This is a genomic window from Bradyrhizobium sp. WU425 (assembly GCF_021052305.1).
GTDB classification, from domain to species: Bacteria; Pseudomonadota; Alphaproteobacteria; order Rhizobiales; family Xanthobacteraceae; genus Bradyrhizobium; species Bradyrhizobium canariense_D.
Map to the genome: position 1 here is coordinate 6,095,782 of NZ_CP088089.1, position 21,763 is coordinate 6,117,544.

Consider the following 21,763-nt stretch of genomic DNA (forward strand, 5'->3'; position numbering starts at 1 on the left):
GTCAAATCTCCTCAAACGGTTTCGAGCGCGGTCGGCACGAAGTCCGGCGTGTCCGTGGATTCATAATTGAAGGAGACGTCCTTCCAGACCTCGAGCGCAGCTTTCAGCGGCGTGCAGGTCTCGGCCGCCCTGGCCAGGATCTCCGGTCCTTCGTGGACGTAGTCGCGGCCCTCGTTGCGGGCGAGGATCATCGCTTCCAGCGCCACACGATTGGCGATCGCGCCGGCCGCGATGCCCATGGGATGGCCGATGGTACCGCCGCCGAACTGGAGCACGACGTCCTCGCCGAGCAGGTCGAGCAGTTGATGCATCTGCCCGGCATGGATGCCGCCGGAGGCGACCGGCATCATCTTGTTCAGGCTCGCCCAGGACTGGTCGAAGAACAGGCCGTGCTCGAGCCTGGCCGGGTTGAAGTCTTCGCGGCAGACATCGTAATAGCCGCGCGTGGTGTTGGGATCGCCTTCGAGCTTGCCGACCACGGTGCCGGCATGGATGTGGTCGACGCCGGCAAGCCGCATCCACTTGGCGATGACGCGGAATGACACGCCATGGCTTTTCTGCCGCGTATAGGTCGAGTGACCGGCGCGATGCAGATGTAGGATCATGTCGTTGCGCCGCGCCCATTTCGCCATCGACTGGATTGCGGTGTAGCCGATCACGAGATCGATCATGACGATGCAGGACCCGAGCTCCTTCGCGAACTCGGCGCGCTCGTACATATCCTCCATGGTTCCCGCGGTGATATTCAGGTAGGTCCCCTTGGCCTCACCGGAGGCCGCCTGCGCCCGGTTCACCGCCTCCATGCAATAGAGGAAGCGGTCGCGCCAGTGCATGAACGGCTGCGAGTTGATGTTCTCGTCATCCTTGGTGAAGTCGAGCCCGCCCTTCAGCGCCTCGTAGACCACGCGACCGTAATTGCGGCCCGAGAGGCCGAGCTTAGGCTTGACGGTCGCGCCGAGCAGCGGCCTGCCGAACTTGTCGAGCCGCTCGCGCTCGACCACGATGCCGGTGGCCGGTCCCTGGAACGTCTTCACATACGCGACGGAGAAACGCATGTCCTCCAGCCGCAGCGCCTTCAGCGGCTTGAAGCCAAATACGTTGCCGATGATCGAGGCCGAGAGGTTGGCGATCGAGCCCGGCTCGAACAGGTCGAGGTCATAGGCGATGTAGGCGAAGTACGAGCCTGGCGTGCCCGGCACCGGATCGACGCGGTAGCATTTCGCGCGATACTTCTCGGCGGCGGTCAACCGATCGGTCCACACCACCGTCCAGGTCGCGGTCGAGGATTCGCCGGCGACTGCGGCCGACGCCTCGATCGGATCGACGCCCTCTTGCGGCGTGACGCGGAACAGCGCGATGACGTCGGTGTCCTTGGGCACGTAGTCGGGCTCCCAATAGCCCATGCGCTTGTATTCCATCACGCCCGATCGATATCTTTCCTTGCCGCGGACGGTTCCTGCATGTGCATTCATGGCTCTCTCCTGCTCTTCTCTCTCTGAATGATTAGGCCGCGACGGGCTCGCGGGCGTCGACGCGCGGATCGAGATCGCCGGCGCGGTAGCGCCGCGCCATCTCGCTCAAGGGAACGACCTTGATACGGCTGGCGTGGCCTGCGGTGCCGAACTGCTCGAAGCGCTCGCGGCAGAGCTCGCGCATCGCATCCATGGCGGGCTTGAGAAATTTGCGCGGATCGAACTCGGAGCGCGTTTGCGCGGCCACTTTCCGGAACACCGCGGTCATTGCCAGCCGGCAGTCGGTGTCGATATTGACCTTGCGCACGCCGCTCGTGATGCCGCGGACGATCTCCTCGACCGGCACGCCCCAGGTCTGCGGCATCTCGCCGCCAAACTGGTTGAACATGTCCTGGAGCGGCTGCGGCACAGAGGAAGAGCCGTGCATCACGAGATGCGTGTTCGGCAGCCGGCGATGAATCTCCTCGACCACCCGCATCGCCAGAATGTCGCCGTCCGGCTTGCGGCTGAACTTGTAGGCGCCGTGCGAGGTGCCCATCGCGATCGCGAGCGCATCGACTTTGGTGGCGCGGACGAAGTCGACCGCCTGGTCAGGATCCGTGAGCAACTGATCATGGCTGACCGTGCCTTCGACACCGTGACCGTCCTCCTGCTCGCCGCCCCCATGCTCGAGCGAGCCGAGCACGCCGAGCTCGCCTTCGACGGAGGCACCGACCCAATGCGCGAGATCGACGACGCGGCGGGTGATCGCAACGTTGTAGTCGTAATCGGCCGCGGTCTTGGCGTCGGCCTTGAGCGAGCCGTCCATCATCACCGAGGTGAAGCCATGGGCGATCGCGGACGCGCAGGTCGCTTCGTCATTGCCATGGTCCTGGTGCATGCAAAGCGGGATGTCCGGATAGGTCCGCTCCAGCGCGTCGATCATATGCGAGAGCATGAAGTCGCCGGCATAGCTGCGCGCGCCGCGCGACGCCTGGATGATGACGGGCGCGTCGACCTCGGCCGCCGCCTGCATGATCGCGATGCCCTGCTCCATGTTGTTGATGTTGAACGCCGGCACCGCGTAGCCGTGACTGGCGGCGTGGTCGAGCAGCTGACGAAGAGTGATACGGGCCACGACAAATCCTCCTGTTATTGCTTGCAGGCGCGGGCCATCGCCCGCCGGGCGGCTTCCGCAACGCCTTGCGGCGTGATGCCGAATTCGCGGTAGAGCACCGGGGCCGGCGCCGAAGCGCCGAAGCCGCGCATACCGACGAATTCGCCCTCGGTGCCGATCCAGCGGTGCCAATCGCCGACGACTGCCGCCTCGATGCCAACCCGCGGCGCGGTGCCGAGCACAGCGGCGCGGTAATCCTCCGGCTGCTCCTCGAACAACGCGAAGCAGGGCGCGGAGACCACGGCCGCACGGACGTGCTCGGTAGCGAGCAGGCGGGCCGCCTCCAGCGCAATAGACACTTCCGAACCGGTTGCGATGAGCGTCACGTCGCGGCCACCGTCCGGCGAAACGATCAGATAGGCGCCGCGTGCGACGCGGTTCCTCCCGCGGACATCGCTGCGGAAGGTCGGCAGCGCCTGACGGGACAGGCACAGCACGGAGGGACGATTTTCAGCTTGGAGCGCGCAGTCCCATGCTTCCAGCGTCTCAACCGCGTCGGCCGGCCGGAAAACAAGCAGGTTCGGAATGACGCGGAGCGCTGCGAGATGCTCGACCGGTTGGTGCGTGGGGCCGTCCTCACCGAGGCCAATGGAGTCATGGGTCATCACATGAATGACGCGGATCCGCATCAAGGCCGCAAGACGGATCGCCGGCCGGCTGTAATCGGAGAACGCGAGGAAGGTGCCGCCATAGGGAATGAAGCCCCCGTGCAGCGCGAGGCCGTTCATCGCGGCCGCCATGCCATGCTCGCGGATGCCGTAATGGATGTAATCGCCGGCGAACGCGTCGCGCTTGACCGGGGTCTGCGCCTTGGCATGCGTCAGGTTCGAATGCGTGAGATCCGCCGAGCCGCCGACAAATCCGGGAATCGTCTCGGCGATGCCGTCGAGCACCTGTTGCGACGCCTGCCGCGTCGCGAGCTTCGGACGCTCGGTGGCAAAGCGCTCGCGCAATTTCGCCGAGGCCTGGGCATAGGCGTTCGGCAGGGCAACCGCCTTGCCCTCGATAAACAGGTCGCGCTGCTCGGGCGTCGCGCATTCATAGCGATCGAGCCAGGCGAGACGCTCGACCTGCCCGCGCTGCCCGATCATCCGCCATGCTTTCAGGATCGTGACAGGCACCACGAAGGGCTGATAGTCCCAGCCGAGCGTTCGCCGCGCCGCGGCCGTCTGCTCCGTGCCGAGCGGCGCGCCATGCGCCTTCTCGGTGCCCTGACGATCCGGCGCGCCGAAGCCGATGACCGTGCGGCAGGCGATCAGCGACGGTCTTGTGCTCTCACGCTCCTCGGCAATCGCCTGCGCAACTGCTTCGGGATCGTGCCCGTCAACACCGCGCACCGACCAGCCGGAGGCAGCGAAGCGCGCGAGCTGGTCATCGGAGGTCGCAAGCGAGGTCGGGCCGTCAATGGATATGCCGTTGTCGTCGAACAGCACGATCAGGCGGCCCAGCCCGAGATGCCCGGCGAGCGAGATCGCTTCCTGGCTGATGCCTTCCATCAGACAGCCGTCGCCGGCGATGACGTACGTGAAATGATCGACGAGGCCGTCGCCATGTTGCGCATTGGCCATGCGCTCGGCGAGTGCCATGCCGACCGCGGTCGCAATCCCCTGCCCCAGCGGACCGGTCGTCGTCTCGACGCCCGGCGTATGGCCATATTCCGGATGGCCCGGCGTCTTCGAGCCCCATTGCCGGAACGCCTTGATGTCATCGAGGCTAACGTCGCCGCCGGTGAGATGGAGCAATGCATAGAGCAGCATCGAGCCATGGCCCGCCGACAGCACGAAGCGATCGCGATCCGGCCAATGGGGGTGAGCCGAGTCGAACTTCAGGAAGCGCGAGAACAGCACGGTGGCGACATCGGCCATGCCCATGGGCAGTCCGGGGTGGCCGGACTGCGAAGTCTCGATGGCGTCGACTGCGAGGAAGCGGACGGCATTGGCGAGATCGCTATGCGATACCGCCGTGAGGTCAGCGTCGGCGTGGACGGAGATGTTCATCGGATCCTCCCCTCGTTCACTTCAGGTTTCGCTTACGCTCGATCAGCTGCATGATCAGCGGCGTCAGGATCAGCTGCATCGCAAGATCGAGTTTCGCGCCGGGACACACGATCGAATTGGCGCGCGACATCCAGCTTTGCGGCAGCATCGAGAGTAGGTAGGGGAAGTCGATGCCGCGCGGATTCTTGAAGCGGATCACGACCATCGATTCGTCCGGCGTAGGGATCCAGCGCGCGATGAACGGATTGGAGGTGTCCACCGTCGGCACACGCTGGAAGTTGATGTCGGTCTCGGAAAATTGCGGGCAAATGTAGTGGATGTAATCGGGCATCCGCCGCAGAACGGTGTCGGTGACGGCCTCGGTCGAATAGCCTCGCGCACTCCGGTCGCGGTGCAGCTTCTGGATCCATTCAAGATTGATGACGGGCACGACGCCGATCTTGAGGTCGGCATAGCGCGCGACGTTGACCTTGTCGGTGACGACCGCGCCATGCAGGCCCTCGTAGAACAGCAAATCGGAGCTCTCCGGCAGCCGTTTCCATTCGGTGAAGGTGCCGGGTGCGGCGCCATGCAGCGCGGATTCCTCGGCGTCGTGGACGTAGTGCCGCGTCGTCGCCGTGCCGGTCTCGCCATAGTCGCGGAACGCCCGCTCCAGCTCCTCGAACAGATTGGTTTCGGGGCTGAAATGGCTGAAATGCCTGTTGCCGCGATCGGCCTCCTTCGCCATCTGCGTGCGCATTTCCGCGCGATCGTAGCGATGGAAGGCGTCGCCTTCGATGTAGGCGGCGTTGACCTTCTCGCGGAAGAAGATCTGCTCAAAGGTCTTCTTGACCGACGTGGTTCCGGCGCCGGAAGAGCCGGTGATGGAGATGATCGGATGCTTCCTGGACATCGGGGCGCCTCGCTCACAGCCGGAAGAAGCCGCGCCGCGCGAACAGCGGTGCGGAGACGCTGGCGACCAGCAAGGGATCGCAATGCAGTTCCTCGACGCGCTGCACCTCGTTGTTCGAACCCATGATCAGCGGCACGCGTTGATGCAGGCTCTGCGCCGAGAGTTCGAGGATACGCTCGCGCCCGGTCGAAGCCGAGCCGCCGGCCTGCTCGACGATGTAAGCCATCGGGTGCGCCTCGTAGACGAGGCGCAGGCGGCCATCGCCATAGCCGGGCCGTGAATCGGAGGGATAGAGGAACACGCCGCCGCGGGTAAGGATGCGATAGGCCTCGGCCACCAGCGAGCCGACCCAGCGCATGTTGAAATTGTGGTTGGCCTGCCCTTCCACACCGGCGAGGCATTCGTCGACGAAGGCGCGCACCGGCTGTTCCCAATGCCGGCGGTTCGAGGCGTTGATCGCGAACTCCTCGCAGGTCTCGGAGATTTGCACGGCGCTACGCGCGAGACGGAAGCAACCGGACCCGCGGTCAAGCGTGAAGATGTCGACGCCCTCGCCGAGCGTCAGCACCAGCGAGGTCTGCGGGCCGTAGGTGACGAATCCCGCCGCGAGCTGCGCCGAGCCGCGCTGATGGAAGGCGAGCGCGAGATCGTCGGGCGCGGGCAGGATCGAGAAGATCGTGCCCACGGTCATGTTGATGTCGATATTGGAGGAGCCGTCGAGCGGATCGATCGCGACGCAGATCTTCGCCGCGCGGTCACCGATCTGCGGTTCACGCATCTCCTCCGACGCCAGTGCCGCGATCGGCAGCTTGCCGAGACAGCGGCGCAGGATCGCATCCGCCTGCACGTCGAGATCGCGCTGCACGTCACCGTCGCTGTTGCGGCCGGTGGTCAGGCCCGACGCATCCGCAAGGTCTCCCGTGGCGATAAGATCGGCGATCTCGATCGCGGCCGCCGCGATGGCATCGACCGCGGCCGCTACGGCCAGCGCATGCGGCGCCGTCTCGGAATACCGCTGAAGGTGGTCGTCCAGCCTGAGTTGCCCGGTCATCTGCGTCCATCCCTTTGCAGGCGCCGCATCCAGTTCCCTCCTCGCTGGAGGTCGGTGCGGTCAGTGCCAACAACGACGAGATTGACAGGGGCGGCTTAATAAGGAAAATTTCTATTCATAATGAGCGCCAAAGAATTATCTTATAATGTCCATTCGGCGGCACAGCTCCGGCATCTCACGATCCGGCAGCTTCGCTCGCTTGCGGCGCTCTCGGCAAAAGGCAGCGTCACGGCAGCCTCGACCCAGCTCGGCCTGACGCAGCCGGCCGTGACCCAGCAATTGCGCCAGCTGCAGGATCTCGCCGGACTGCCGCTGCTGCAGCGGACCGGCGACGGCATGCTGCTGACGGAAGCCGGCAAGGAGGTGCTGGCGCTCGCCGAGCGCGTCGAGGCCGCAATCGCGGACTGCCAGGGTTCGCTCGACCTGCTTGCGGGGCGAACCGGCGGCACGGTGCATCTCGGCGCGGTCTCGACCGCGAAATATTTCGTGCCGCACGCGATCGCGGCATTCTCGAAGCGGTATCCGAAGATCGAGATCAAGCTCACGGTCGGCAATCGCGAGGAGATCCGCGGGGCCATGCACGGCTACGACCTCGACTTCGCGGTGATGGGTCGGCCACCGGCCGATGTCAGCGTCGACGTCCGGCAGCTCGGGCGCAATCCGCACATCATCGTCGCGCGCAAGGGGCACTGGCTGGAGAAGGATTCCGGCCTCAACCTCACCGACCTCGTGCACGAGACCTTCCTCACCCGCGAGCCCGGCTCGGGGACGCGGACACTGATGGAAGGCATGTTCCAGAGGTCGGATCTTGAGCCGATCATCGGCATGGAGATGAGCAGCAACGAGACCATCAAGCAGGCGGTCATCGCCGGGCTCGGCATCGCCTTCATCTCGGCCCACACCGTGGCGCACGAGCTCACCGAGGGCCGGCTGATCGTGCTCGACGTCGCGGGCCTGCCGATCGTGCGGCAATGGTACGTGATCCGCCGCAGCGACAAGGTGCTGTTGCCGCCGGCGCAGGCGATGTTCGATTTCTTGGGATCGGAGGGGTCGAACTATCTTCCCGACGTGCCCGAATTCGGCGCGCGATAGCCCGTCGAAATTCAGCCCATCAGCTTCATCGCGACCGTAGCCGCGAGAATGACGATGATCTGGAGCAGGCGCTCGGTCGTGAAGATGCGGTTGAAGGTGGTCATCGCTTGCCCCGGCCGAATTGGGATGTCTCGGTCGGGACGTTGCTAGCACAGACGGGCGACGAGATAACTCCGTAATCGCCCCGTGTTTTCCGTGCACGACCCGACGACCGGCCCTTCGGCGGGCCTGCGCAAGGCCGCGCCGATGGTTAACGATCAGGCCGCGCGTGTAGGGGCGTAGTCCATCCGCGCGGCGAAATAGGCTTCCAGCTCCAGCAGCGCCCGCGCTTCCCAATCCTTCGCCTGCTCGAGCAGCGACCAGCTCTGGTCCGGGCGGAATGCAGCGGTCTGGCGATAGAGCGATGCGATACCGCGGTAGCGGCGCACGTTCTCCAAGATGGCGTGACCGGTGATTTGGCCGTTCATGTCCGAAAACTCCCTCGTCATTCCCGAGGGAGAAATTGCGGCCAAATCTTTTTCGAAAAGTTAGCGCCGCACAGCAAGCGTGCGAATGGTTTCCGGACTGTTGCCCGCGCGCAACGTGCGCGGCCGCACAAGGCCGATCTATTGCGAATTCGTCGCCGCGCTCTCGCCCCGCGGCTTCAACCCACCGCGGCTGATGATCTCGCGGCAGAGATCGGCAAGGCCGATCACCAGCACGGCGAGCAGGCAGAACAGCTTGATGGAATCGGCATGCGCGCTGGTCAGCGAATTGAACTCGAAGAAGGGCGGCATGAATGCCCACCATACCAGCGGAATGGTGAGTAGTGCGGCGAACGCCGCCGCCGGTGCGCCCGCAATAATGCCGAGCACGAACAGGCTGGGCAGGAACGCCGCGAAATAGAGTTTTGCGCCGAGCGCGACACAGCCGCCCTGGAGCGCAGCCGACATTGCGACAACGATGAATCCAAGCAGGAACGCCTGCCACGACCATGGTCGTACCCGCGGTACGCCAACCAGCCCCGCACGCCTCATCAGCCTCCCCCTGCCGCCCGTTAACCAGGCTCGCTTGCGACCAAAGTACTACAGCGGCAGGGAAACTGCGAGGTGGAAATTGCCGACCCGGCGGCCTTGGTAAACGGGCCGGATCGCTAATTGGAGCAACCAGCCTCTACTCGGTGGCCGCATAGACCAGGCCTGCGACGGGCAGCGCGAGCCCAAAGGCCGATGCGAGCGTCCAGCCGCCTTGTGCAAACGCCCACGCGCCGACCGCCGAGCCCGCCGCGCCCGCGGTGAAGAAGGTCGCCATGTAGAGACCGTTCAGGCGGCTGCGGTGCTCATGCCCCAGCGCGAAGATCGCGCGGAAGCCGAGCACGACGTTGCCCTGCACGCCGATGTCGATCGCGATCGCAGCCACGACCAGGCAGGCGAGGTTCAGCACCGATCCGGGCGCGCCGACATGCGTAATCAGGAATCCTACGGCCGCGAGTAGCAGCGCGACCAGCGTGGCCATGCGGCTATGGCCGCGATCGGCAAGCCGTCCCGCGATCGGGGCTGCGAACACGCCGGCGACACCGGCAAGCGCGAACAGCGCGATGCCGCGCTGGGTGAAGCCGAATTCGCTCGCGAGCAGCAGCGGCGTCACGGTCCAGAACAGGCTGAAGGCGCCGAACAGGCTGGCCTGGTACAGCGCGCGGCGGCGCAGCAGCGGCGTGGTCCGCACCAGATGGAGCATCGACAGCAGCAACTCGCCGTAATGCATCCGCGCGACCGGCCTGCGCTTCGGCAGCGTCATCCAGAGTACCGCTGCGAGCACGATCATCAACGCGGCCGAGCAGAAGAACACTGCATGCCACGACAGCATCGCCGTGACGAAACTCGACACCGGCCGCGCCAGCATGATGCCGAGCATCAGGCCGGTCGAGACATTGCCGACGACGCGGCCGCGAATGGCTGCCGGCGCAAGATGCGCCGCATAGGGAACGATGATCTGCACCGCGACCGAGCCGAGTCCGATGAACAACGCGGCGATCAGGAAGGGCAGCGCGTGGGACGCGAACCCCGCGGCGAGCAGGGCTGCCGCGCCGAGCGTGATGACGGAGCAAATCAGGGTACGGTTCTCGACGAGGTCGCCGAGCGGGACGATGAAGAGAAGCCCCACGCCGTAGCCGATCTGCGTCATGGTAACGATCAGCCCGGCGGCCGCATGCGACAGGCCCAGCGCGGCGCTGATCGGGGCGATCAGCGGCTGGGCATAGTAGATATTGGCGGCGACCATGCCACAGGCCGCGGCAAGCACGAACGTCAGGCGCTGCGACACCGCATCCGGTTCGGGAGCAGTCTCGATCGTGGCATTCATCGTCATTCACACGGTCTCCAGCTATAGGAAACGTCTGTTTCCTAATATGACAATAAATTCAGGCGAGCAGCTTCATCGCGACGGCGACCAGGCGCTTGCCGTCGAGCGAAAGGCCCGCCTTGCCGACGACGCGCAGGCCTTGCGTGATGCAGATCATCAGGCGCGCGGTGTCGGCGGCGGCGACATGGCGGGGAATCGAGCCGTCGGCCTGCCCCTCGCGAATGAGGCCGGCGATGAAGCCTTCGTTGGTCTCGAGCCGCGCGCTGACGAGGGCGGCGACCACCGGATCGACCGCGGACAATTCGACCGCGCTGCCGACCACGAGGCAGCCGCGCCGCCCCTCGCTGCCCTGGGAATGCTCTACATACGACAGCAGCATGTTGCGCAGCCGCTCGCGGCCATTGTCGCCTTTTGCCGCCGCGCTGCGCGTCTGCTCCTGGCGCAGCGCGGCGTAGCGCTCGAAGGCGGCGAGAAACACCGCATGCTTGTCGCGAAACGCCTTGTAGACGCTGCCGGTCGCCAGCCGCATCGCCGCGGTGAGATCGCCGATCGAGGTGGCATGATAACCGCGCTCGGAAAACACGCGGACGGCCCTGTCGAGCGCGGTGTCCATGTCGAACTCCCGGGGACGGCCAGGCGGACGGCCAATGGGCGGGGATTTGCGGGCCGCTTTTTGCATTGCAGGATAATAGGGAATGTTTGTTTCCAAACAAAGACACTTGGTTGTGATTGGGGCGGTAGGGCCACTAACTCCGGCGTCGCCCCTGGCCAAGGCCAAGTCCCATTATCCCAGGGAAGGGGTTGGGCGGACATTCGTTCGGTGGGATTGATATCGCCTTAAATCGATAGACCTCGCGGTATGGGTCCTGGCCTTCGCCACGACGACATTTGAGGTTGTTATGCCTGACTGCCGGGCATCGCCACGGCGCAGGCCACATCGCGGTCCTGCGCACATTTCAACTTGCAGACATGCCTTCTCATCCTCGCGGCTGATTCCGCCCGAGCTTTGCTTCGTCGCTTCACCCTCTTGTCCAAGAGGGCGCAGGGAAGGCCGGGTGCCGGCTGGCACCCGCGGTCCGCTGCGCGAAAATGTAGCGCAAGGAAACCGCACAGCAGCATACAGGTGTAGCCAATCACTCGGCCTTCCCTGCGCGATGGTTGGACGGCTTATGCCGTGCTCTCCCGGGAGCCGAGTTCCTTTTGGCCTCCCTCACCCCTGCGAAAGTCACCGGCACCGCGCCGGTTGACGCAGATGCCGCATTCGCCAGGGCTTGACCGTAGCAACGACGGCCAGGACCACACGGTTTTGCCGTACGCACGGCTCGCCATTTCGCCGCAGTTTTTCCAGCCCTGTCGACGGAGCCGGAAACTTACAGACGAGACGAAGCCTAGCAGCGCCGCTCGTCGGAACGCAGCCTTGAGCTCACGGAGAGCAATCCGCCCTGCCCTTGGCCTCTCGCCCCGAACGCTGCCGCGTCCACCGCAAGCCCGGCTCGCGAACATGACGACCACAAGATCGCCCCTCAAGGATGAGCCGGGATGCACGACACATACGTCATTTCCGAATTTCGGTAAAGTGGAATATTTTTGCGGCGGCGGATTGACGGGGGCGACACAGAGGAGGTCCGGTAGCCCGGATGAGCGAAGCGACATCCGGAGTCTTGCCACAAGCGACAGCGGTCCCGGGTGTCGCTGCGCTCACCCGGGCTACGAGAGCTCACCGCTTCGTTCGCACCGGCGTTCCGTCGGCCATGAGTGTCACTCCCTTCCGTTCGACAATCATCCCGTAGGCGTGCGGCTGACGGTGAACGTCGAAATTGAAAGTGGTGCGCTTGTAAGAATTGCAGAGATCGAGATCGCAACGGGCGAGCGCGATCTCGTCCCCCTTGGTCGTGCATCGCGAGATGATCTCGCCGGAGGGCGCGATGACGCAGCTTCCGCCGATGTGGTCGACGCCCTCCTCGACACCCGCTTTGGCGACGCCGACCACGAAGGTGCCGTTCTGGTAGGCGCCGGCCTGCATCACCAGATGATTGTGGAACAGCGAGAGATCGTCATGCTCGGGTGCGGGCGGATTGTGCACCGGCGTGTTGTAGCCGATCATCACCATCTCGACGCCCTGCAGGCCCATCACCCGGTAGGTCTCGCTCCAGCGGCGGTCATTGCAGATCGCCATCCCCATCACGCCGCCAAAGGCCTCGGTCACGCCAAAGCCATCGCCTGGATCGAAATAGCGCTTTTCCAGATGCTGGAATTCGCGCCACGGCTCATGCTCGGCATGCCCGGGCAGATGAACCTTGCGATATCTCGCGACGATGGCGCCGCTCTTCTCGACCAGGATCGAGGTATTGTAGCGCCTGACAATTCCGGCCTCGACCGTCAGCTCGGCATAGCCAAGATAAAATCCGATGCCGATCTCGCGCGCGAGATCGAACAGGCCTCTTGTCTCCGGCCCCGGCATCTCGCGCTCAAAGAAGCTGTCGATCTCAGCCTGATCCTCGAAATACCAGCGCGGAAAGAACGCGGTCAGCGCGAGCTCGGGATAGACGATCAGGTCGCAGCCGTTGGCCTTCGCCTGGCGCATCAAGGCCATCAGGCGCGCCACGACCGCGGTTCTCGTCTCGGTCCGCGCGACAGGGCCAAGCTGGCCGGCTGCGATCGTCACAAATCTCGTCACGAATCTTTCCCTCGTCCGCTTCCCGGGTCAGGTCGCGGCAGAGACTATCGCGCGATGCGCCGCGCGCACAGCCTCGCTGTCCGGCACGGTGCCCAACCGAGAGGCAGCCCGACCGTCACGTGGAAAGTACCGAGAACAGATAATCTCGCAAACCCCCGCTCGTGCTGCTCAGGCGATCGAGCATGGGCAGCTACACGCCTACCGGGGGGAAGATGCATCTCACGGAGCGCGACTTACCAACCCGCCGATGCAGGTTCGTTGAAGAACATCGTCTGATCGCGCGCCGCCATGCGCGAGGGCTGGCGTCGACGGTGCCTCTCCGCACTGCGCTTGTTCGAAACGGTCCGAGCTGCTTGCTTCGGCGTCGCATCAGGCTGCGCCACCATTGCAAAAGCTTGGCGGGGCCTCTCCTGCGTGGGCAGCGCGTCGGCGACGGCAGGCGCGGGAGTCGGCGGAACCGACTCGGCTTTGGACAGCGATATTTGCCGTACGCTGGTGTCGAGGACGATCTTCTCAGGCCAGGTTTGCGCGGAATGAACGCGCACAATCGACCGATCTGGCTCGGCCGGCGCGGCGGCGCTCACGGGGGCGGTCATGTACCGGTCGGCGAGGAAAAGGAGGGCGAGCAGAGCGCCGCCGGTGAAGACGAAATAGCGGATGAGCGGCATGGGTCCCTCGATCGCCTCGTTGTCGAGGCCCCTGCAGCAACGGGAAAGAGTGGCAATCGTTCCGGTGCGCTGTCGAGCAATCGCGGGAGACGCTCAGCCGCCCACTGGCATTCCGCTTGCTGCACGGGAGTCAAATCCCTCAGACCCGCAGTGGGTCTGTCTCATCGTGAGGCGATCATGCACCCGACGTCCCGTTTCGAAGCGACCATGCCGACACAGCTCCACGCATTGATCTCCGATCTGCGTTGGCGCTTGCAAATGATCGACGCCGACATTCTGGAGGAAGAACGGAAGGCCGGAATCTCCGATCCCCAAAACCTCGCCTACCCCATGCTAGCGCAGAACCTGCGGGCCCGGCGCGACAATATCCGGGTGAGCATCGCGATTCTCGAAAGCCGCCTCGAAAAGCGATCGACGGAGCGGCCGCGCGCGGCCTGATGCGGCGACGGCGATTGGCTCCCGTCGCACCCAGGTTAACGCGAAGGAACTCCCGTTGCCGATCTGCAACGGTTCCCGTCCGTCTGAAGCCGGACAAAAGAAATTCCCATTGCGGCCACGAACCCCTCTCACAACGCCGTGAGACGAGCAGGGGAACGACGATGCGTGCGCAAAGAGTCTGGGTGGTGAATGGGGCCGCCAGCGTCGAACAGTTGCAAACCAGATTGGACGATCTGAACAAGCGGCTCGGTCAACTCGAGACTCAGCACCCCGAGAGCTGGAAGGTCGAAGAGCTCAGATCGACTGCGCTCAGCCTGTCGCGCGAGATCGACGACATCCGCTGCGCCGAGGCGACGGCGGCGCTGAGCGAGCTGCTGCGGAAATAGCCGGCATTCGCGATTCGCCCGTCGCGCAGGAACCAACGCCGCCTCCCCGCCATTGCCATGCCGAGCATGGAGCAAAATCATGACCAGGCACCTGACGCGGGCCGATCTCGCGCGCAGCGTGGCCGGCGCGGTATCCACGCTGGTCCTGTGCGCGACGATGGCATTCACCATCGCGCGCCACTTCGCTTTGTAAGGCATTTGGCGCTGTGAGGTATTTTCGATGACGTCCGACCCCGAGGAATCGGTCAGGCTGCAAGGCTACGGCGAGATGACCCTGCGTACGGCCGTCACGACGATGATGTTGCTTGCGCCGCGCGAGCGCGCGGATGCCGCCATCTTCCGCGTCCGCGACGGCGTCCGGCTTGCCTCAAGCGAGATTGCCGAACTCGCCTCCGAATGGGGCATCACGCCAACGCCGGAGATCAGGTCTCCGAACCTCGTCCCGGAGCAGCACTGGACCCACGTCGTTCGCGGCATGGTGCGTGAGGCGCCGCTGCCGGCGCTGATGATTGCGTTTATGGTCGGCGTGCTGGTGGCGAGGCGGTAGTCCTCTGACCTAGCTTGCAACGCCGAGTTATCGAAACAGGCAATGCCGAGCCATGCCACCGCGACAGACCGCCCTGTCCGGCCAAATCGGCCGTGGACCCGCCCTGAAAATCGTTGCAAGAAGACGCTCCCGGGCGCCGGCGGCTGGTCCGCCAAGCTTGGGAACGAGCCTCTAGAAAAACGTCGACTTTTGGAAGAATGGTCGGAGTGGCAGGATTCGAACCTGCGACCCCTGCGTCCCGAACGCAGTGCTCTACCGGGCTGAGCCACACTCCGACAAGAGGCCGGCTTATAGCGTCGGGTTTGGCGCACCGCAAGCGGCCGAGCTGAGGAATCTTATCCCTGTGAAAACGGGTCTTGAAACGCTGATTTTACCGGCCGGCGAGACCGGCGCGGAAGCTGCCGCCCGGACATTGGCAGCCGGCGGGCTGGTCGCGTTCCCGACCGAGACGGTCTACGGGCTCGGGGCGGACGCCGGAAATGCCAGTGCCATCGCCCATCTTTACGCCGCCAAGGGGCGGCCGGCCTTCAATCCGCTGATCGCGCATGTCGCCGACCTCGCGGCCGCGCGCAGGATCGGACGATTCGACGCCTGCGCCTTGCGCCTTGCGGAGGCGTTCTGGCCGGGGCCGCTGACGCTGGTGGTGCCGAAGACGGAAAACTGCCCGGTGGCCGAGCTTGCCACCGCGGGCCTCGACACGGTCGCGATCCGCATTCCGGCCCATCCGGTGGCGCAGGCGATCCTGCGCGCCTTTGGCGGGGCGGTGGTGGCGCCGTCCGCCAACATCTCCGGCCACGTCTCGCCGACGCTGGCGGCCCATGTCGAGAGCGACCTTGCGGGGCGGATCGACCTGATCGTCGACGGCGGGCCTGTTACGGTCGGCGTCGAATCGACGATCGTCGGCTGTTTTGCGGCGCCGATGCTGCTGCGGCCCGGCGGGCTGTCTCGCGAGCGGATCGAGGCCGTGCTTGGTGCAGCGCTGGCGCGACTGCCCGCGGAGACCGACAGCGAAGACAGCCAGCCGCTGGCGCCGGGCATGCTGGCCTCGCATTACGCGCCACACGCCCATGTGCGGCTCAATGCGCTGGACGTCGCGCCGGGCGAAGCGCTGCTGGCGTTCGGCCCGGCGCGCCTGCCTGGTCTGGAGGCCGCCGTCGCCGTCATGAATTTGTCGCCCACCGGCGATCTCGATGAAGCCGCCGCCAATCTGTTCGGCTATCTTCGCGCCCTCGATGCTAGGGGGCCGCGGGCGATCGCCGTGATGGCGATCCCCGAAGAGGATCTGGGCGAAGCGATCAACGACCGGCTGCGCCGGGCGGCTGTGGCGCGATAAGAGCGAAGCAAGAGACAAGACAATGAACATTAATCATCCCGCCACCCCTCCGCTTGCGCCCGAGCTGATCGAACAATTCCGCAAGATCGTCGGCGAGAGGCACGCCATCACCGATGTAGCCGACATCGAGGCCTACGTCACCGAAGAGCGCAATCTATTCCACGGCCGCTCGCCGCTGGTGCTGCGCCCGGGCTCGGCCGCGGAAGTCGCCGCAATCTGCAAGCTCGCCTCCGAGCACAAGATCGCGCTGGTGCCACAGGGCGGCAACACCGGGCTCGTCGGCGGCCAGACCCCGCACAATGGCGAGGTGGTGGTGTCGCTGCGCCGGCTCGACAAGATCCGCGAGATCGACACCGCCTCCAACACTATGACCTGCGAGGCCGGCGTCGTGCTGCAGATCGCGCAGCAGAAGGCCGCGGACGTGGACCGGCTGTTTCCGCTGTCGCTGGGGGCGGAGGGCAGCTGCACCATCGGCGGCAATCTCTCGACCAATGCCGGCGGCACGGCCGCGCTGGCCTATGGCGTCGCGCGCGAGATGGCGCTGGGGCTCGAGGTGGTGCTGGCGGACGGTCGCGTGCTCAACGTGCTGTCGAAGCTGAAGAAGGACAACACCGGCTACAATCTGCACAACCTGTTCATCGGCGCCGAAGGCACGCTCGGCATCATCACGGCGGCGACGCTGAAGCTGTTTCCGAAGCCGCGGTCGATCGAGACCGCCTTCGTCGGGCTGAAGTCGCCGGACGCCGCGCTGAAGCTGCTGGCGATCGCGCAAAGCGAGGCCGCCAATGCGCTGACGAGCTTCGAGCTGCTCTCGGAGATGGCGGTCGATTTCTCGATCCGCCACGGCATCGACGTGCGCGATCCGCTCGCGCAAAAGCATGCCTGGTACGTGCTGATGGAATTGTCGTCGCCCGGCGATGACGCCCGGACGCCGCTGGAAACGATCCTCGGCCGCGCCATGGAGGACGAGATCGTCGACGACGCGGTGATCGCGGCCAATCTGACCCAGCGCGCCGGCTTCTGGAAGCTGCGCGACGAAATGTCGTCGGCGCAGAAGCCGGAGGGCGGCTCGATCAAGCACGACATCTCCGTGCCGGTGGCCACCGTGCCGGCCTTCATCGCCGAGGCCAATGAAGCCGTGGTGAAGCTGATTCCCGGCGCGCGGCCGGTGCCGTTCGGCCATCTCGGCGACGGCAATCTGCACTACAATGTCAGCCAGCCCATCGGCGCCAACACCGCGGACTATCTGGCGCGCTGGCACGAGATGAACGCGGTCGTGTTCGCCATCGTGCTGCGTATGGGCGGCTCGATCTCGGCGGAGCACGGCATCGGCGTGCTCAAGCGCGACGAGTTGCCCGACGTGAAGGACAAGACCGCAATTGAGTTGATGCGACAGCTCAAGGCGATGCTCGATCCGCTTGGAATCATGAACCCGGGAAAAGTGCTGTGAGTGCGCTCAAGATCGACGCGATCACCGAGGCCGATGTCGAGCCCGTGGTCGCGCTGTGGCAGCGCTGCGGGCTGACGCGGCCGTGGAACGATCCGCATGCCGACATCGCGCTGGCGCGACGGCGCGACAATTCCACCATCCTGCTCGGCCGCGACAACGGCGCCATCGTCGCCACCGTCATGGTCGGCCATGACGGCCATCGCGGCTGGGGCTATTACGTTGCGGTCGATCCGGATAGCCGGAAGCGTGGCTACGGCCGAGTGATCATGGCCGCGGCCGAAGACTGGCTGCGCGCGGCTGGAATTTTGAAGCTCCAGCTGCTGGTCCGGCGCGGCAATGAGCAGGCCAATGCGTTCTACCAGTCGCTGGGTTTCGAGGAATCGACCTCGGTGATGTTCCAGAAGTGGATCGACGGCCGCACCACAACGCCAAGCAACTGAGATCGAAGCATGACCATATCCGACCGCGTTCGCATCAAGGACGTCCGCGTGCTCTCGGACGGCTGGACCCCCCTCAAGACCACCACGTTCGAGTACCGGCGCGCCAATGGCGAATGGCAGACGCAGCACCGCGAGACCTATGAGCGCGACAACGCCGCCGCCGTGCTGCCCTACAACCGAGCGCGGCGCACGGTGATCCTGGTGAAGCAATTCCGCTTGCCGGCCTTCATCCGCGGTTACGACGATCTCCTGATCGAAGCCGCCGCCGGGGTGCTCGACGACGCCTCGCCCGAGGTGCGCATCCGCGCCGAGGCCGAGGAGGAAACCGGCTATCGCCTGCACCACGTCCACAAGGTGTTCGAAGCGTTTATGAGCCCCGGCGCCATCACCGAGAAGCTGCATTTCTTCGTCGCCGAGTACGAGCCGGAGATGCGGGTCAGCGACGGCGGCGGCCTCGAACACGAAGGCGAGGACATCGAGGTGCTGGAGCTCGGCATTGACGAGGCGCTGGCGATGATCGCGGACGGGCGTATCATCGACGCCAAGGCGATCATGCTGCTGCAGCATGTGGCGCTGCATGTGTTTCGGTAGGTTGTCTTCCTTCCTTCTCCCCTTGCAGGAGAAGGTGGCGCGAAGCGGCGGATGAGGGGTTTCTGTCCGCGCGCGCATCTCATGCAGTTGAGCACGCGAGAGACCCCTCACCCGTCTCGCCGCTTCGCGGCGAGCCACCCTCGCCCGCAAGGGGAGAGGGGAAAAAGCGGACCTGGCTCTATCAGTGCAATTCTGACCTGCATTGCCCCGCCCCCCGTTGAGCTCACCCCCGACTATCTCTAGTCTGTCGCCAACAAGAACCAGGAGACGCGCCCCATGTCCGCTTCGCGCGACGACGAATTCGGCTTTGCGCCCGACTATGACGCCCCCGTTCCCTATATGCAGCGCACGCGGGACTATTACGCCGCGATTGGCTACACCACGGCGTATCGCTGGGCTCACTACACCGAGGCGCCGTTCCAGCCGCTAAAGAAGCCGTTGTCGCAATCAAGCGTCACCATCATCACGACCGCCGCGCCATACGACCCCACCAAGGGCGACCAGGGACCGAGCGCGGCGTATAATGGCGGCGCGAAATTCTACCAGGTCTATGAGGGCGACACGGCGAAGCCCCACGACCTTCGCATCTCGCATATCGGCTACGACCGCAAGCACACCACGGCCACCGACAACGGCACCTGGTTTCCGCTGCCGCAACTCTTGAAGGCGAGCGCGGCGGAGCGCATCGGCGAGGTGGCGCCGCGCTTCTTCGGCGCGCCGACCAACCGCAGTCATCGCGTCACCCTCGACACCGACGCGCCGGAAATTCTGGCGCGCTGCCTTGCCGACAAGGTCGATGTCGCCGTGCTGGTGCCGAACTGTCCGGTCTGCCACCAGACCACGGCGCTGGTGGCCCGGCATCTCGAGGCGAACGGCATTCCGACCGTGATCATGGGCTGCGCCAAGGACATCATCGAGCACGCCGGCGTGCCGCGCTTCCTGTTCTCGGATTTCCCGCTCGGCAATTCCGCCGGCAAGCCGCACGACATCGCCTCGCAGGCGCAGACGCTCGAGCTGGCGCTCAGACTGCTGGAGACCGCGAGCGGCCCGCAGACCACGATGCAGTCGCCGCTGCGCTGGAGCGAGGACGCTTCCTGGAAGCTCGACTACAACAACGTCGCGCAGCTCTCAGCCGAAGAGCTGGCGCGCCGCCGTGCCGAATTTGACAAGCAGAAGGAGATCGCGCGCGGCAATCGCGCGGCCTGACGTCCTCCGACAACCAAAACAAACAGGGAGAGCGACGTGACGCGACCGTTCGAGGGCGTGAAGATCCTGGACTTCACGCAAGTGCTGGCCGGCCCCTATGCGAGCTACCAGCTCGCGCTGCTGGGCGCCGACGTCATCAAGGTCGAGCGGCGCGAGGGCGAGGACATGCGCCGCACGCCGCTGTCACGCGGATGGGCGGAGCGCGGGCTGGCGCCGGCGTTCCAGGCCATCAACGGCAACAAGCGCAGCCTGACGCTCGATCTGCAAAAGCCCGATGCGATCGCGATCGTGAAGAAGCTCGCCGCGCAAGTCGACGTCGTCATGGAGAATTTCCGCCCCGGCGTGATGGACAGGCTCGGCATCGGCTACGAGGCGCTGTCCGCGATCAATCCGAAGCTGATCTACTGCGCGGTGTCCGGCTTCGGCCAGACCGGTCCGGACCGGCTGCGCCCCGGCTATGACGGCAAGATGCAGGCGCTGTCCGGCATCATGGCGATCACGGGTCATCCCGAGACTGGGCCGACCCGCGCCGGCTTTGCGGTGTGCGACGTGCTGTCGGGCGCCACCGCTGCGTTCGGCGTGTCGAGCGCGCTTTACCAGCGCGACCGCACCGGCAAGGGCCAGCTCATCGACGTCTCCATGCTGGAGGCGACGATGGCGTTCCTGTCGGGGCAGATCGCGGACTGGTCGGTCGCGGGCCATCGCCAGCAGCTGTCGGGGAATCAGGCCGTCAGCCGCAGGACCACGGCGAATTTGTTTAGATGCGGCGACGGTCACATCCTGCTCGCCGTCAACAACGAGAAGCAATATCGCGCACTGATGTCTGCGCTCGGCCGCGAGGACGCGCTCAGCGATCCGCGCTTTGCCGACTGGTTTGCGCGCAACGAGAACGAGCCGGCGCTGCGCGCCATCATCGAAGAGGCGCTCGCGGCAAGGCCTGCGCGCGAATGGGAGACCATTCTGGAAGACGCCGGCGCGCCCTGCGCCAGCATCTGGAAAGTCGAGGAAGTCATCGACCATCCGCAGATCAAGGCGCGCGGCGCGATCCAGCAACTCGATACGCCCTACGGCCGGCTTCGTTTCGCCGGCAGCGGATTCAAGCTCGCGCATGGCGGCGGCAGGCTCGACCGGATGGCGCCGGAGCTCGGTGCGGATACGGATGCGGTGCTGGGCGAGCTGGGATTTGACGCAGCGGAGATCGCGGCACTACGGGCGCGGGAGATCGTGTAAGGGCGAAGCGCCTAAAACAACGACCCCTGCCCGTCATCGGCCGGCCCGGCCGCCGCTTTCCGCGCCACCTTCTTCTTCGGCGCCTCCGCCTCCATGTCCTCCGCGCTGATCGGCAGGAGTAACTGGTCGTCGTCATTGGCGACGCGGTTGACGCGGGTGGAGACCGGGTGCCAGGCGAATTCGCCGATGCGCGGGGCGGTCATCAGCGGCAACACCGCATCGAGGTCATCGCTGCGGCTGTCGAGCCAGCGCTCGAAATCGCGCGGGCTGATGGTGACGGGCACGCGATCATGCAGCGTGACGAGATCCTCGCTCGCCGCCGCCGTGACGATCGCGACCGTGTCGAGCTCCTCGCCGTTCGGCCCGACCCAGGTCTCGAACACCGCTGCAAAGCCGAGCGGCGCGCCGTCGGCGCGATGGATGAAGAAGGGCTGCTTGCGGCCACCCTCCGCCTTCCATTCGTAATAGCCGTCGGCCGGAATCAGGCCGCGGCGCCGGCGAATCGCGTTCTTGAAAGCGGGCTTCTCCAGCACCGTCTCGGAACGGGCATTGATCAGGAGCGAAAATCCCTTGGGATCCTTGACCCAACCCGGCAGCAAACCCCAGCGCATCAGGCGAAAATGGCGCGCGCCGTTCTCGCCCAGCACGACCGGAATCGGTTGTGTCGGGGCCACATTGAACCGGGGCGGGAAGTTCGGCTGCTCAATGTAGCCGAACAGTTGCCGCAAAGCCGCGGGGGCCGAAGTTATGACGAAGCGTCCACACATCCTTGAGGGCCTATATAGGGTCCGTTCAGG

At 65.3% G+C, this 21,763-nt stretch carries 22 protein-coding genes and 1 tRNA gene; 10 read left to right on the forward strand and 13 right to left on the reverse strand.

Annotated elements, in window-relative coordinates; translation table 11 throughout:
* Window positions 1–11 precede the first annotated feature (11 nt).
* Genes BcanWU425_RS29535 through BcanWU425_RS29555 form a run of 5 tightly spaced genes read right to left on the reverse strand, consistent with a single transcriptional unit; the run spans window position 12 to window position 6,568 of the window.
* A complete protein-coding gene (locus tag BcanWU425_RS29535) occupies window positions 12–1,472 on the reverse strand; it encodes a form I ribulose bisphosphate carboxylase large subunit (protein WP_204513874.1) in 1,461 nt (486 codons plus the stop codon).
* A 31-nt stretch (window positions 1,473–1,503) separates the two neighbouring features.
* A complete protein-coding gene (gene fba, locus BcanWU425_RS29540) occupies window positions 1,504–2,589 on the reverse strand; it encodes a class II fructose-bisphosphate aldolase (RefSeq protein ID WP_204513873.1) in 1,086 nt (361 codons plus the stop codon).
* A 14-nt stretch (window positions 2,590–2,603) separates the two neighbouring features.
* Window positions 2,604–4,625 (reverse strand): transketolase, encoded by a 2,022-nt coding sequence (gene tkt / locus BcanWU425_RS29545; protein ID WP_204513872.1) that lies wholly within the window; start codon window positions 4,623–4,625, stop codon window positions 2,604–2,606.
* Between the two features lie 16 nt (window positions 4,626–4,641).
* Window positions 4,642–5,517, reverse strand: coding sequence for a phosphoribulokinase (locus BcanWU425_RS29550; RefSeq protein ID WP_063993396.1), 876 nt, complete (start codon window positions 5,515–5,517; stop codon window positions 4,642–4,644).
* A 13-nt stretch (window positions 5,518–5,530) separates the two neighbouring features.
* Entirely contained in the window at window positions 5,531–6,568 is a 1,038-nt protein-coding gene (locus BcanWU425_RS29555) for a class 1 fructose-bisphosphatase (protein WP_085352578.1), read from the reverse strand.
* A gap of 120 nt (window positions 6,569–6,688) precedes the next feature.
* On the opposite strand from BcanWU425_RS29555, the gene BcanWU425_RS29560 reads away from it, so the two are divergent.
* Window positions 6,689–7,660, forward strand: a complete 972-nt coding sequence (locus BcanWU425_RS29560) for a LysR family transcriptional regulator (protein ID WP_018456181.1) — start codon at window positions 6,689–6,691, stop codon at window positions 7,658–7,660.
* Window positions 7,661–7,917: 257 nt separating this feature from the next.
* On the opposite strand, the gene BcanWU425_RS29565 is transcribed toward BcanWU425_RS29560, so the two are convergent.
* The 6 genes from BcanWU425_RS29565 to BcanWU425_RS29590 form a co-directional block, all read right to left on the reverse strand.
* A complete protein-coding gene (locus tag BcanWU425_RS29565) occupies window positions 7,918–8,127 on the reverse strand; it encodes a hypothetical protein (RefSeq protein ID WP_018456179.1) in 210 nt (69 codons plus the stop codon).
* Between the two features lie 138 nt (window positions 8,128–8,265).
* Window positions 8,266–8,676: a hypothetical protein gene (locus tag BcanWU425_RS29570; protein WP_026233102.1), complete on the reverse strand. Its 411-nt coding sequence runs from the start codon at window positions 8,674–8,676 to the stop codon at window positions 8,266–8,268.
* A gap of 136 nt (window positions 8,677–8,812) precedes the next feature.
* The gene (locus BcanWU425_RS29575) at window positions 8,813–10,006 is read right to left on the reverse strand and encodes an MFS transporter (RefSeq protein WP_231188783.1); all 1,194 of its coding nucleotides are present in this window, start codon (window positions 10,004–10,006) and stop codon (window positions 8,813–8,815) included.
* A gap of 52 nt (window positions 10,007–10,058) precedes the next feature.
* The gene (locus BcanWU425_RS29580) at window positions 10,059–10,679 is read right to left on the reverse strand and encodes a TetR/AcrR family transcriptional regulator (RefSeq protein WP_039799656.1); all 621 of its coding nucleotides are present in this window, start codon (window positions 10,677–10,679) and stop codon (window positions 10,059–10,061) included.
* Between the two features lie 1,038 nt (window positions 10,680–11,717).
* Complete coding sequence (locus BcanWU425_RS29585; protein WP_026233664.1) at window positions 11,718–12,677, reverse strand: N-carbamoyl-D-amino-acid hydrolase; 960 nt, start codon at window positions 12,675–12,677, stop codon at window positions 11,718–11,720.
* A gap of 233 nt (window positions 12,678–12,910) precedes the next feature.
* The gene (locus tag BcanWU425_RS29590) at window positions 12,911–13,345 is read right to left on the reverse strand and encodes a hypothetical protein (RefSeq protein WP_018458810.1); all 435 of its coding nucleotides are present in this window, start codon (window positions 13,343–13,345) and stop codon (window positions 12,911–12,913) included.
* A gap of 258 nt (window positions 13,346–13,603) precedes the next feature.
* On the opposite strand from BcanWU425_RS29590, the gene BcanWU425_RS29595 reads away from it, so the two are divergent.
* The 3 genes from BcanWU425_RS29595 to BcanWU425_RS29605 all read left to right on the forward strand — a co-directional run bounded on the left by BcanWU425_RS29595 (window position 13,604) and on the right by BcanWU425_RS29605 (window position 14,716).
* A complete protein-coding gene (locus BcanWU425_RS29595; RefSeq protein ID WP_371258555.1) occupies window positions 13,604–13,783 on the forward strand; it encodes a hypothetical protein in 180 nt (59 codons plus the stop codon).
* Between the two features lie 161 nt (window positions 13,784–13,944).
* Window positions 13,945–14,169: a hypothetical protein gene (locus tag BcanWU425_RS29600; protein ID WP_026233665.1), complete on the forward strand. Its 225-nt coding sequence runs from the start codon at window positions 13,945–13,947 to the stop codon at window positions 14,167–14,169.
* 220 nt (window positions 14,170–14,389) lie between these two features.
* The gene (locus BcanWU425_RS29605; RefSeq protein WP_085352582.1) at window positions 14,390–14,716 is read left to right on the forward strand and encodes a hypothetical protein; all 327 of its coding nucleotides are present in this window, start codon (window positions 14,390–14,392) and stop codon (window positions 14,714–14,716) included.
* A gap of 198 nt (window positions 14,717–14,914) precedes the next feature.
* On the opposite strand, the gene BcanWU425_RS29610 is transcribed toward BcanWU425_RS29605, so the two are convergent.
* A tRNA-Pro gene (locus BcanWU425_RS29610) sits at window positions 14,915–14,991 on the reverse strand.
* Between the two features lie 68 nt (window positions 14,992–15,059).
* Here BcanWU425_RS29610 and BcanWU425_RS29615 point away from each other — a divergent pair.
* The 6 genes from BcanWU425_RS29615 to BcanWU425_RS29640 all read left to right on the forward strand — a co-directional run bounded on the left by BcanWU425_RS29615 (window position 15,060) and on the right by BcanWU425_RS29640 (window position 20,966).
* Window positions 15,060–16,049, forward strand: coding sequence for an L-threonylcarbamoyladenylate synthase (locus BcanWU425_RS29615; RefSeq protein WP_204513870.1), 990 nt, complete (start codon window positions 15,060–15,062; stop codon window positions 16,047–16,049).
* Window positions 16,050–16,071: 22 nt separating this feature from the next.
* Window positions 16,072–17,499, forward strand: coding sequence for an FAD-binding oxidoreductase (locus tag BcanWU425_RS29620; RefSeq protein WP_204513869.1), 1,428 nt, complete (start codon window positions 16,072–16,074; stop codon window positions 17,497–17,499).
* On the forward strand, window positions 17,496–17,939 hold the full coding sequence (locus BcanWU425_RS29625; protein WP_204513868.1) for a GNAT family acetyltransferase: 444 nt from the start codon (window positions 17,496–17,498) through the stop codon (window positions 17,937–17,939). Before BcanWU425_RS29620 ends, BcanWU425_RS29625 begins: the two co-directional genes overlap by 4 nt.
* 9 nt (window positions 17,940–17,948) lie before the next feature.
* Window positions 17,949–18,530 carry an NUDIX domain-containing protein gene (locus BcanWU425_RS29630; protein ID WP_085352586.1) on the forward strand — a complete coding sequence of 194 codons (582 nt, stop codon included), beginning with the start codon at window positions 17,949–17,951 and terminating at the stop codon, window positions 18,528–18,530.
* 276 nt (window positions 18,531–18,806) lie between these two features.
* Window positions 18,807–19,736 carry a glycine reductase gene (locus tag BcanWU425_RS29635; protein WP_204513867.1) on the forward strand — a complete coding sequence of 310 codons (930 nt, stop codon included), beginning with the start codon at window positions 18,807–18,809 and terminating at the stop codon, window positions 19,734–19,736.
* A 36-nt stretch (window positions 19,737–19,772) separates the two neighbouring features.
* Window positions 19,773–20,966 (forward strand): CaiB/BaiF CoA transferase family protein, encoded by a 1,194-nt coding sequence (locus BcanWU425_RS29640; protein WP_204513866.1) that lies wholly within the window; start codon window positions 19,773–19,775, stop codon window positions 20,964–20,966.
* A gap of 11 nt (window positions 20,967–20,977) precedes the next feature.
* Here the strand turns inward: BcanWU425_RS29640 and BcanWU425_RS29645 are convergent, their stop codons facing one another.
* On the reverse strand, window positions 20,978–21,733 hold the full coding sequence (locus BcanWU425_RS29645; RefSeq protein WP_204513865.1) for an SOS response-associated peptidase: 756 nt from the start codon (window positions 21,731–21,733) through the stop codon (window positions 20,978–20,980).
* Between the last annotated feature and the right edge of the window lie 30 nt (window positions 21,734–21,763).

Bases quoted from the DNA above. Each gene is read 5' to 3' on its own strand.
- BcanWU425_RS29535 (WP_204513874.1), bottom strand. From the start codon at position 1,472: ATGAATGCACATGCAGGAACCGTCCGCGGCAAGGAAAGATATCGATCG.
- tkt (WP_204513872.1), bottom strand. From the start codon at position 4,625: ATGAACATCTCCGTCCACGCCGACGCTGACCTCACGGCGGTATCGCAT.
- BcanWU425_RS29550 (WP_063993396.1), bottom strand. From the start codon at position 5,517: ATGTCCAGGAAGCATCCGATCATCTCCATCACCGGCTCTTCCGGCGCC.
- BcanWU425_RS29555 (WP_085352578.1), bottom strand. From the start codon at position 6,568: ATGACCGGGCAACTCAGGCTGGACGACCACCTTCAGCGGTATTCCGAG.
- BcanWU425_RS29560 (WP_018456181.1), top strand. From the start codon at position 6,689: ATGAGCGCCAAAGAATTATCTTATAATGTCCATTCGGCGGCACAGCTC.
- BcanWU425_RS29565 (WP_018456179.1), bottom strand. From the start codon at position 8,127: ATGAACGGCCAAATCACCGGTCACGCCATCTTGGAGAACGTGCGCCGC.
- BcanWU425_RS29570 (WP_026233102.1), bottom strand. From the start codon at position 8,676: ATGAGGCGTGCGGGGCTGGTTGGCGTACCGCGGGTACGACCATGGTCG.
- BcanWU425_RS29575 (WP_231188783.1), bottom strand. From the start codon at position 10,006: ATGACGATGAATGCCACGATCGAGACTGCTCCCGAACCGGATGCGGTG.
- BcanWU425_RS29580 (WP_039799656.1), bottom strand. From the start codon at position 10,679: ATGCAAAAAGCGGCCCGCAAATCCCCGCCCATTGGCCGTCCGCCTGGC.
- BcanWU425_RS29590 (WP_018458810.1), bottom strand. From the start codon at position 13,345: ATGCCGCTCATCCGCTATTTCGTCTTCACCGGCGGCGCTCTGCTCGCC.
- BcanWU425_RS29595 (WP_371258555.1), top strand. From the start codon at position 13,604: ATGATCGACGCCGACATTCTGGAGGAAGAACGGAAGGCCGGAATCTCC.
- BcanWU425_RS29600 (WP_026233665.1), top strand. From the start codon at position 13,945: ATGCGTGCGCAAAGAGTCTGGGTGGTGAATGGGGCCGCCAGCGTCGAA.
- BcanWU425_RS29605 (WP_085352582.1), top strand. From the start codon at position 14,390: ATGACGTCCGACCCCGAGGAATCGGTCAGGCTGCAAGGCTACGGCGAG.
- BcanWU425_RS29620 (WP_204513869.1), top strand. From the start codon at position 16,072: ATGAACATTAATCATCCCGCCACCCCTCCGCTTGCGCCCGAGCTGATC.
- BcanWU425_RS29630 (WP_085352586.1), top strand. From the start codon at position 17,949: ATGACCATATCCGACCGCGTTCGCATCAAGGACGTCCGCGTGCTCTCG.
- BcanWU425_RS29635 (WP_204513867.1), top strand. From the start codon at position 18,807: ATGTCCGCTTCGCGCGACGACGAATTCGGCTTTGCGCCCGACTATGAC.
- BcanWU425_RS29645 (WP_204513865.1), bottom strand. From the start codon at position 21,733: ATGTGTGGACGCTTCGTCATAACTTCGGCCCCCGCGGCTTTGCGGCAA.